Origin of the sequence: Fusobacterium necrogenes, assembly GCF_900450765.1 — a bacterium.
Taxonomy (GTDB): Bacteria; Fusobacteriota; Fusobacteriia; order Fusobacteriales; family Fusobacteriaceae; genus Fusobacterium_A; species Fusobacterium_A necrogenes.
In genome coordinates this window covers 1-8,203 of the sequence record NZ_UGGU01000005.1, presented here as the reverse complement: position 1 = coordinate 8,203, position 8,203 = coordinate 1, and the positions used below count along the sequence as shown (strand labels likewise).

The 8,203-nt window shown below is 27.8% G+C and carries 8 protein-coding genes; 6 read left to right on the top strand and 2 right to left on the bottom strand.

The genetic code is table 11. The features are described from left to right. The 3 genes from DYA59_RS09495 to DYA59_RS09425 form a co-directional block, all read left to right on the top strand. On the top strand, positions 1–379 hold a 379-nt coding region (locus DYA59_RS09495), incomplete at its 5' end, for a hypothetical protein (protein WP_172606996.1). Between the two features lie 9 nt (positions 380–388). Then, complete coding sequence (locus DYA59_RS09430; RefSeq protein WP_115271574.1) at positions 389–1,252, top strand: site-specific integrase; 864 nt, start codon at positions 389–391, stop codon at positions 1,250–1,252. 9 nt (positions 1,253–1,261) lie between these two features. Beyond that, positions 1,262–1,966 carry a hypothetical protein gene (locus DYA59_RS09425; protein WP_115271572.1) on the top strand — a complete coding sequence of 235 codons (705 nt, stop codon included), beginning with the start codon at positions 1,262–1,264 and terminating at the stop codon, positions 1,964–1,966. Between the two features lie 490 nt (positions 1,967–2,456). On the opposite strand, the gene DYA59_RS09420 is transcribed toward DYA59_RS09425, so the two are convergent. Beyond that, positions 2,457–2,705 carry a hypothetical protein gene (locus DYA59_RS09420; protein ID WP_115271570.1) on the bottom strand — a complete coding sequence of 83 codons (249 nt, stop codon included), beginning with the start codon at positions 2,703–2,705 and terminating at the stop codon, positions 2,457–2,459. 1,185 nt (positions 2,706–3,890) lie between these two features. Here DYA59_RS09420 and DYA59_RS09415 point away from each other — a divergent pair. The 3 genes from DYA59_RS09415 to DYA59_RS09405 are packed head-to-tail and all read left to right on the top strand — an operon-like array spanning position 3,891 to position 6,671. Then, the gene (locus DYA59_RS09415; protein WP_172606995.1) at positions 3,891–5,084 is read left to right on the top strand and encodes a replication initiation protein; all 1,194 of its coding nucleotides are present in this window, start codon (positions 3,891–3,893) and stop codon (positions 5,082–5,084) included. 9 nt (positions 5,085–5,093) lie between these two features. Further along, positions 5,094–5,957 carry a site-specific integrase gene (locus DYA59_RS09410; RefSeq protein WP_115271574.1) on the top strand — a complete coding sequence of 288 codons (864 nt, stop codon included), beginning with the start codon at positions 5,094–5,096 and terminating at the stop codon, positions 5,955–5,957. Positions 5,958–5,966: 9 nt separating this feature from the next. Further along, complete coding sequence (locus tag DYA59_RS09405; protein ID WP_115271572.1) at positions 5,967–6,671, top strand: hypothetical protein; 705 nt, start codon at positions 5,967–5,969, stop codon at positions 6,669–6,671. Between the two features lie 490 nt (positions 6,672–7,161). Here DYA59_RS09405 and DYA59_RS09400 read toward each other — a convergent pair whose 3' ends face one another. Continuing rightward, the gene (locus DYA59_RS09400) at positions 7,162–7,410 is read right to left on the bottom strand and encodes a hypothetical protein (RefSeq protein WP_115271570.1); all 249 of its coding nucleotides are present in this window, start codon (positions 7,408–7,410) and stop codon (positions 7,162–7,164) included. Positions 7,411–8,203: the final 793 nt, after the last annotated feature.

The window sequence follows — 8,203 nt, the reverse complement described above, 5'->3', positions numbered from 1 at the left end:
ATATGATGAAACCTTGATTATTAGAGCATTAGAAGAGAGTTCAAAATATAATCAAGAGATTAAAAGTTTTTCTTCTCTAATGACTGCTAAAATTGAAGATATTAAAAACTCTTCAAATGAAGCTATTGAGAAAAAACTTGATGAAGTAGTTGCTCCTGTTCCAAAAAAGAGAAAAGAGATAACAGAGGAAAATATCGCTGATATTTTTGAAACTGATGAGAATATCGAAGAGTTAAAAAGACTTCTTATAAAACAAGCTAAGGAACAGGGAAAACTTAATGATATGTCTAGTTCAATTATAAATGCTTGTAAAACCAGAGAAGATATCGAAATGGTTGCTAACAATCTTAAAATAGAGCTAAATTTAGAATTATTCTAGGGGGCTAAAATGGCTAGAAACAGAGAAAAAAAAGGCTCTCTTCTTCATCAAGTTAAAACTGCTTTAGATGAAAAATTGGCAATAGGAGAGTCAAAATTTGAAGATAAAAAAATCGGTGCTACTGCTGATAAGATATATTCTTGGAATACTTATAAAACTTATCTAAAACATAATATATACTTTATCCAATGGGCTAAAGAAAATCATCAGATAAAATCTTTAGACGAGGGAAAAAAATATGTTAATGAATGGCTAGAAATGAGAGAAAAACAAGGGTTATCTGCCTATACTGTGAAACTTGAAACTTCTGCTTTGATGAAACTATATAGTATCTCATCTAATGAAATATATAAGTCAAATGCTAGATACAGGGCTAACATTCAAAGAAGTCGTGGGGAAAAAGTAAGAGATAAGCACTTTTCGGAGGAAAAACACAAGGATTTAGTTAGATTCTGTCGTGCAACAGGACTTAGGAGAGCTGAACTACAACAACTTCGAGGAACTGACTTAATTGAAATTAACGGAGAGCCTTTTATTTGCGTTTCTAGGGGTGCAAAAGGGGGTAGACATAGAAATATACCTCTTGCATTTGAAAAAGACTTTATACAGGGTTTAATGAGTTCTAAGGGGGATAATAAAGTTTTTGAAAAGATACCTAATGGAGCTGATATTCATTCTTACAGAGCTGAATATGCTACAAGACTATATAAGGCACTTGCTAGAGATATAAATACTCTTCCTAAAAGTGAAAAATACCATTGTAGAAAAGATTTAAAAGGGGCTTGTTATGATAAAAAAGCTATGCTAGAAGTTAGTAGAGCTTTAGGCCATAATAGAATTTCTGTAATTGCAGGGCATTATATTAGAAAATAGGGGGATTTTATGAAATTTCAAGGAAAAAATTTTTTCTTAGAATATGCTGAACATTCTGAAGAATGGACAAAAGCAACCCTCACAAGAGAAGAATTTGAGGATTTTAGAGAAAAAGAAGAAAAACTAAAAAAAGTTACTGCTGAAAATAGAGATAAAGATTTAGAGATAACTAGACTAGAAAATATTATCAATAAAATAAAAACGGAAGTTGAAACATTTAAAAACGAGCAAACACTCTTAAAATCAGAGCTAGAGAAAAAAATCTCTCTTTTAGAAAATCAAAATAAGATTCTAACTTCCCAAAATGAAAATCTTTTGAGAATAAATAGGGAAAGAAGTAATGCAGAGAGAAAACTTTATCCTAAAAAACTCCATAATGGATATATAGTTCTTCATCAAGAGAGTTATAATAAAATCTTTAGCTTTAAAATTAGAGGAGATATGAGAGGAACTTTCAAAAACTATAGTTATAATATCCCATTATATAAATACAGGCTACAAACTCCGTATTTATCAAACTTAGAGCTAATTTTAGTTGAAAAACTAATACTAGAAGATTTAAAAAAATATTATGATTTAGAATATTTGGAAATGATACCTAAAACTACTAATTTTTTTAAAACTTTAAATCAATATAGATATTTGTTAAATTTAAAAATTTCAACATCAGATAGATTCTATCTGGTTGAATTTTCTTCCAATATTTGCATATAAGGAGAAATAATTTGAAAAATTTAAGAAAATGTAAAAAGTTCTAAAAAAACAACCTCGTAAAACTTGATTTAAGAGGGTTTATAAGGACTAGGCGATACTTAATATCTCTAATAAAGTACGCGTTTTAGAAAAATTTGAAAAATAAAAAGACAAGGTTCTTGGCAGTTCTTGTCTTTTTTGCTCTTCTTAAACTTTACTTTTAGTTGTGATAGTATTATTTTTACTATTATCTAAAATTGTGTTATAATAAATACAAGGGAAACCTTAATTCTTGCGAGAAAGGGGGTTTAACTTATGAAGAATTATTTTAAGATAGTAGTTAAAGTTGGACGCTTTGAGTTTACTATCAAAATAACTCTTTAGAGTTACCCCAACCCTTGTGGGTTTTAAGTTTCCCTTATTCTATTTACAGTATATCACAAAAAAGGTTAAAACTCAATATTATGGATTTATTCAATAGAAGAAAAAAACTCCTATTTCTAGGAGTTTTTTAATTATCTAAATTTTTAATAATATCCCAAGCTAAGTCTAATTTTCCGTTAGCAGTACTTAATTTTTCTATTGAATTATATTCTGAATCAAAAATATTGGTATGGATATATTCTACTGAATTATATAAATTTTCTAGTATTTTATTATTTTTTCCATATTTTTTAAAGTGTCGTCTATAATCGGCCAATATTTCAGCACTTTTTTCCCTAAGAATTTCTCTTTGTAGGTTGATTTCATATAAACTCATTATACCCCCTTAATCATAGTCAAAAATATGTTTTAAAATCATTGAAGAATTTACTTCCAAACTTTGCAAAATATCTTTGATGATACTATTCATAGCAAACACCTCCCCTAAAATGATTTTTTTTCTTTTGAATTTTGGTTAAACACACGATAGCAGACGGGCTGAAAGCTTTTGTGCAATACCCTTGCCGTAGGTAAAAATTTTGTTTCAAAATTTTTAGGTATTGACAAAACTAGCCGTCTGCAATAATCGTGTTGCCAAAATCAAAAAAAGAAAAAAATTGCATAATCCCCCTTTTATAAGGGGGGTGGTCAGACGTAGTCTGAATGCTAAAGGGGGGTGTTTTTAGTGTCAACTAAAAACTTCCTTTTTTGTTTATAAAATAGAAAAAAATGACGGTTACTCATATATTTATGTATGAGTAAACGGATATTTTTGACATATTTTAATTTTTTTGCTATAATGATAATATCTAAATTTAATATATTTTATGGCTAACTGCTAACTTCCAAAAATGGAAGTAGCTCAAATAAGATAGCTGAGAGTTATATTACAGTTGACGCCTTTGCTGATGTAATCTAACAATCTTATTTGATAAGTATCGTAAAACTTTAGTTGAGTAATCTTTTTGAAAAACTAAATCCTATTTTAAATAGGTTGATATGATGAGATTTCACAAATCTTTAAATTGTGAGGAAGTAATACATTTCCTAAAGAGTATTCAAACTATTACCTGTTTGAAAAAATTGGTTGAGTAAAACTTAAACTTTAATTAAATAATTTTTTAATCTGCTTACTTTCAAGAAAAAGTATCTTGAGAATTATGCGATTTTTTGTAATTTTTTAATTTTTTTTTACATACTTTTCTAGTATGTTTTATATATTTTAATATTTTAATATTTACAGCCGATTTTGTTTAAAATCAAAACGTCTAAAAATAGCTAAAAATCAAGCTTTGAGAGAAAGTGTTCAAATGAAGTATGGACAAATTGCTTGTTTGTTATGGACAAATTGCTTGTTTGTTATGGACAAATTGCTTGTTAACTATGGACAAATTGCTTGTTAACTATGACACTAAAAAAAATGTTGTCATAATTTAAAAATAATGTTATAATTCCTTTAATTAAGATGTATGACATATTATTTTTAAAAAGTCATAAATGTTTTAAAATGTTAGGAGGAATTATGAAAAATACTAATGATTTAATTTTTAAACCAAATGAACTCATTGAGGTTGTGAGTCGTCCTATCTCTATTTTAGGACTAAGAGCTTATAATTCTATTTTAAAAAGATTACAAGAAGAAAATACTGATAGAATAGTTATATCTCCGTCAGAAATTCTCAATGAAATAGGAGCTACTAATTCATATGATGAATTATATCAATACTTGGACGAGCTACAAAAGACACAAGTAAAATCTATTGATAAGAGAGGAAAAACTTGGGGAAGTTTTGTTCTAATATCTGAATTTAAAAAACTTGATGAAGGGATTTTTGTAGCAGTTCCCCCCACTATTTTTAACGTATTATCTAAAAATAATAAAAAACAAGAGGAATTATACTACACAACATTAAAACTCTTGGAAGAAAAATCTTTCAAATGTTCATATTCAATTATATTTTTTGAAATATTCAAAAAATATGAAAAAATAGAACTACCAAAATATAGTCTTGAAACTTTAAAAGATTTAACTAAAACACAAGATAAATATAGGGTTTATGCTGATTTTAAAAAAAGAGTTCTTGCTCCTGCGATTAAAGAAATAAATAATTTTAATAAAGAGTTAGAATACTCTTTTGAAGAAATATATACAGGAAGAAAAGTAACAGATATTCAATTCTTTAAGAAATTTAAACCAAAATCAAAAATAATAGATGCTGAAATAATGGGAGAAGTTACTCTATCAGAAAAGCTTTTGAAAGCTATCAAGAAAGCTAAAAAAAGCATTTATCTCAATAAGAGTTATTCTGATAAAGCTATGAAAAAACTTCTAGCAAAATATGATGAAACCTTGATTATTAGAGCATTAGAAGAGAGTTCAAAATATAATCAAGAGATTAAAAGTTTTTCTTCTCTAATGACTGCTAAAATTGAAGATATTAAAAACTCTTCAAATGAAGCTATTGAGAAAAAACTTGATGAAGTAGTTGCTCCTGTTCCAAAAAAGAGAAAAGAGATAACAGAGGAAAATATCGCTGATATTTTTGAAACTGATGAGAATATCGAAGAGTTAAAAAGACTTCTTATAAAACAAGCTAAGGAACAGGGAAAACTTAATGATATGTCTAGTTCAATTATAAATGCTTGTAAAACCAGAGAAGATATCGAAATGGTTGCTAACAATCTTAAAATAGAGCTAAATTTAGAATTATTCTAGGGGGCTAAAATGGCTAGAAACAGAGAAAAAAAAGGCTCTCTTCTTCATCAAGTTAAAACTGCTTTAGATGAAAAATTGGCAATAGGAGAGTCAAAATTTGAAGATAAAAAAATCGGTGCTACTGCTGATAAGATATATTCTTGGAATACTTATAAAACTTATCTAAAACATAATATATACTTTATCCAATGGGCTAAAGAAAATCATCAGATAAAATCTTTAGACGAGGGAAAAAAATATGTTAATGAATGGCTAGAAATGAGAGAAAAACAAGGGTTATCTGCCTATACTGTGAAACTTGAAACTTCTGCTTTGATGAAACTATATAGTATCTCATCTAATGAAATATATAAGTCAAATGCTAGATACAGGGCTAACATTCAAAGAAGTCGTGGGGAAAAAGTAAGAGATAAGCACTTTTCGGAGGAAAAACACAAGGATTTAGTTAGATTCTGTCGTGCAACAGGACTTAGGAGAGCTGAACTACAACAACTTCGAGGAACTGACTTAATTGAAATTAACGGAGAGCCTTTTATTTGCGTTTCTAGGGGTGCAAAAGGGGGTAGACATAGAAATATACCTCTTGCATTTGAAAAAGACTTTATACAGGGTTTAATGAGTTCTAAGGGGGATAATAAAGTTTTTGAAAAGATACCTAATGGAGCTGATATTCATTCTTACAGAGCTGAATATGCTACAAGACTATATAAGGCACTTGCTAGAGATATAAATACTCTTCCTAAAAGTGAAAAATACCATTGTAGAAAAGATTTAAAAGGGGCTTGTTATGATAAAAAAGCTATGCTAGAAGTTAGTAGAGCTTTAGGCCATAATAGAATTTCTGTAATTGCAGGGCATTATATTAGAAAATAGGGGGATTTTATGAAATTTCAAGGAAAAAATTTTTTCTTAGAATATGCTGAACATTCTGAAGAATGGACAAAAGCAACCCTCACAAGAGAAGAATTTGAGGATTTTAGAGAAAAAGAAGAAAAACTAAAAAAAGTTACTGCTGAAAATAGAGATAAAGATTTAGAGATAACTAGACTAGAAAATATTATCAATAAAATAAAAACGGAAGTTGAAACATTTAAAAACGAGCAAACACTCTTAAAATCAGAGCTAGAGAAAAAAATCTCTCTTTTAGAAAATCAAAATAAGATTCTAACTTCCCAAAATGAAAATCTTTTGAGAATAAATAGGGAAAGAAGTAATGCAGAGAGAAAACTTTATCCTAAAAAACTCCATAATGGATATATAGTTCTTCATCAAGAGAGTTATAATAAAATCTTTAGCTTTAAAATTAGAGGAGATATGAGAGGAACTTTCAAAAACTATAGTTATAATATCCCATTATATAAATACAGGCTACAAACTCCGTATTTATCAAACTTAGAGCTAATTTTAGTTGAAAAACTAATACTAGAAGATTTAAAAAAATATTATGATTTAGAATATTTGGAAATGATACCTAAAACTACTAATTTTTTTAAAACTTTAAATCAATATAGATATTTGTTAAATTTAAAAATTTCAACATCAGATAGATTCTATCTGGTTGAATTTTCTTCCAATATTTGCATATAAGGAGAAATAATTTGAAAAATTTAAGAAAATGTAAAAAGTTCTAAAAAAACAACCTCGTAAAACTTGATTTAAGAGGGTTTATAAGGACTAGGCGATACTTAATATCTCTAATAAAGTACGCGTTTTAGAAAAATTTGAAAAATAAAAAGACAAGGTTCTTGGCAGTTCTTGTCTTTTTTGCTCTTCTTAAACTTTACTTTTAGTTGTGATAGTATTATTTTTACTATTATCTAAAATTGTGTTATAATAAATACAAGGGAAACCTTAATTCTTGCGAGAAAGGGGGTTTAACTTATGAAGAATTATTTTAAGATAGTAGTTAAAGTTGGACGCTTTGAGTTTACTATCAAAATAACTCTTTAGAGTTACCCCAACCCTTGTGGGTTTTAAGTTTCCCTTATTCTATTTACAGTATATCACAAAAAAGGTTAAAACTCAATATTATGGATTTATTCAATAGAAGAAAAAAACTCCTATTTCTAGGAGTTTTTTAATTATCTAAATTTTTAATAATATCCCAAGCTAAGTCTAATTTTCCGTTAGCAGTACTTAATTTTTCTATTGAATTATATTCTGAATCAAAAATATTGGTATGGATATATTCTACTGAATTATATAAATTTTCTAGTATTTTATTATTTTTTCCATATTTTTTAAAGTGTCGTCTATAATCGGCCAATATTTCAGCACTTTTTTCCCTAAGAATTTCTCTTTGTAGGTTGATTTCATATAAACTCATTATACCCCCTTAATCATAGTCAAAAATATGTTTTAAAATCATTGAAGAATTTACTTCCAAACTTTGCAAAATATCTTTGATGATACTATTCATAGCAAACACCTCCCCTAAAATGATTTTTTTTCTTTTGAATTTTGGTTAAACACACGATAGCAGACGGGCTGAAAGCTTTTGTGCAATACCCTTGCCGTAGGTAAAAATTTTGTTTCAAAATTTTTAGGTATTGACAAAACTAGCCGTCTGCAATAATCGTGTTGCCAAAATCAAAAAAAGAAAAAAATTGCATAATCCCCCTTTTATAAGGGGGGTGGTCAGACGTAGTCTGAATGCTAAAGGGGGGTGTTTTTAGTGTCAACTAAAAACTTCCTTTTTTGTTTATAAAATAGAAAAAAATGACGGTTACTCATATATTTATGTATGAGTAAACGGATATTTTTGACATATTTTAATTTTTTTGCTATAATGATAATATCTAAATTTAATATATTTTATGGCTAACTGCTAACTTCCAAAAATGGAAGTAGCTCAAATAAGATAGCTGAGAGTTATATTACAGTTGACGCCTTTGCTGATGTAATCTAACAATCTTATTTGATAAGTATCGTAAAACTTTAGTTGAGTAATCTTTTTGAAAAACTAAATCCTATTTTAAATAGGTTGATATGATGAGATTTCACAAATCTTTAAATTGTGAGGAAGTAATACATTTCCTAAAGAGTATTCAAACTATTACCTGTTTGAAAAAATTGGTTGAGTAAAACTTAAACTTTAATTAAATAATTTTTTAATCTGC

Coding starts and splice junctions, on each gene's coding strand:
- DYA59_RS09430 (WP_115271574.1), top strand. CDS start 389: ATGGCTAGAAACAGAGAAAAAAAAGGCTCTCTTCTTCATCAAGTTAAA.
- DYA59_RS09425 (WP_115271572.1), top strand. CDS start 1,262: ATGAAATTTCAAGGAAAAAATTTTTTCTTAGAATATGCTGAACATTCT.
- DYA59_RS09420 (WP_115271570.1), bottom strand. CDS start 2,705: ATGAGTTTATATGAAATCAACCTACAAAGAGAAATTCTTAGGGAAAAA.
- DYA59_RS09415 (WP_172606995.1), top strand. CDS start 3,891: ATGAAAAATACTAATGATTTAATTTTTAAACCAAATGAACTCATTGAG.
- DYA59_RS09410 (WP_115271574.1), top strand. CDS start 5,094: ATGGCTAGAAACAGAGAAAAAAAAGGCTCTCTTCTTCATCAAGTTAAA.
- DYA59_RS09405 (WP_115271572.1), top strand. CDS start 5,967: ATGAAATTTCAAGGAAAAAATTTTTTCTTAGAATATGCTGAACATTCT.
- DYA59_RS09400 (WP_115271570.1), bottom strand. CDS start 7,410: ATGAGTTTATATGAAATCAACCTACAAAGAGAAATTCTTAGGGAAAAA.